We start from the raw sequence: 1,751 nt of genomic DNA, 5'->3' as shown, positions 1-1,751 counted from the left end.
AAATGGGAAATATTGATTAACGAGGAAGAGGATAAGCCAAGAATGACCCAAGTGGTTTTAGGAGAAAATGAAGGAATAGATTCAGCTCTACGTCGGTTTAAACGCCAAGTTTCCAAAGCCGGAATTTTAGCTGACGTTAAGTATCATCGCCATTTTGAAACACCCTTAGAAAAGCGCAAACGCAAAGCGGTGGCTGCCAGACGCAAAAGGCGCTTTAAGTAAACATATTAATTTTGACGTTGGATCGAATTCTCATGTAAAAAAAGAGTACTCTTTTCCTAATATTGTTACTAGACAAGTCACAGATTATTTCATACGCCTTCTTGGTATATGAAGTAATCTGTCTTGGTTTTAGAGATGCTGGTATAATTGTAGTTAAGTACTGAATAGCAGTAAGGTTACAACGCTATATCTTAAGCAAGTTTTGACATTCTCAGCTCTAAAGAGACGGAGAGTCGTCAAGTTAAGCCGTTGCGCCCAACGTTTTTATATGGGACGCGGGCAAGATGCCCACACTACAATAATTTTACATTTTCGCTTTATAAAATTTAGCCGCGCATCAGCCTATCGCAGTGATTTGGAACTCTCTTCAGCCTACGGCTCATTTCCTTGATCACTCAAACGCAGAGCAGTAGAAGGGTTTTCTGATTTTTTTTAATAAAAGAAATCTTTTTGCATAAACAATATGATGCTACATCTATATATTACATACAGCGTTCTTCCATCTTAAGGTGGGCAAGAACGAAAGCGAGATCTGGGGTGGGAGTTTTACGTTAACTTCTGTTGCTCTACTTGGAGACAGACTAAGCAACACTGCGCTGACTTGCTTCCCTTAGAGGTAAGTCATTTTATAAAGAAGAATACATACGTCAATCGCCAGAATGAGTGCATCAATTCTGTTGTTGAAAATGAGCGTTGAAACACCATCCCTTTATGGTTGGTGTATTCTGACTCCTGTCTCCTGACTGCTAACTCCTTTTTATTCAAACCTACGGATCTAAAAATAGGGTACTAATTCTGAATTTTGCATAATTCGACGGTTAATAAAAACAACATTTTATAAAACTATTGGGGGTTCACCATGACGCTCGAGCAAGCGTTGGTTTTTGTAGTTCAATATCTCCCACAGCGGCACCTTAATCATCTTCAGGAGATAGTGTTTCAAGCTTCTTGGCAAGGAGAGTCTTATCTGGATTGCGCCAAAACTTATGGTTACAGTCCTGAGTACATTAAGGCTGTTGGCTATAAACTCTGGCACTTATTATCTTTAGCTTTTAACGAGAAAGTTACTAAAAACAATTTTCAATCTATCATTAGACGGCATTTTCTTATTGCCCAAACCGAACTTTTAGACACCCAAGTTAAGCAGGCAAATGACCAGTTGATTTCAAAAAATGGCTCAAAGAAAATTTTTAGTGAAGTAACAGATAGACAAACTACTGTGAAAGCGGGTGAGCCTTGGGAAGAAGCAGCAGATACCTCTGTCTTTTATGGACACACTGAAGAATTAGGAATCCTCGAAAAATGGATTGAAGCGGAACACTGTCACCTAATAAATATAGTTGGAATTGAAGGAATCGGCAAGACAGCTTTCACTTATAAATTAGTGACACAGATGCACGGGAAGTTTGATTGCATTTGTTGGCAATCGCTGTACGATGCTCCATCTGTTGAAGATCTCCTAGCAAAACTTATCACATTCTTGTCTGACCAGCAAGAAACTGAAGCTCAGTTAAACAAGAGTATAGAAG

1 protein-coding gene and 1 pseudogene are annotated in these 1,751 nt (G+C 38.9%); both read left to right on the top strand.

The window, feature by feature from the left end; translation table 11 throughout:
* Positions 1 to 42: 42 nt before the first annotated feature.
* Positions 43 to 222 carry a 30S ribosomal protein S21 gene (gene rpsU / locus G4P69_RS37840; RefSeq protein WP_008226419.1) on the top strand — a complete coding sequence of 60 codons (180 nt, stop codon included), beginning with the start codon at positions 43 to 45 and terminating at the stop codon, positions 220 to 222.
* 859 nt (positions 223 to 1,081) lie between these two features.
* A pseudogene (locus G4P69_RS37835) lies at positions 1,082 to 1,751 on the top strand (hypothetical protein); the annotation flags it as partial.

The sequence above is a fragment of the Aetokthonos hydrillicola CCALA 1050 genome, from assembly GCF_017591665.1.
Classification (GTDB): Bacteria; Cyanobacteriota; Cyanobacteriia; order Cyanobacteriales; family Nostocaceae; genus Aetokthonos; species Aetokthonos hydrillicola.
Note: the sequence above shows the minus strand (reverse complement) of the source record. Positions and strands in the feature narration are given on the sequence as shown.

Excerpts from the sequence above, each read along its gene's own strand:
- rpsU (WP_008226419.1), top strand. The coding sequence starts at position 43 with ATGACCCAAGTGGTTTTAGGAGAAAATGAAGGAATAGATTCAGCTCTA.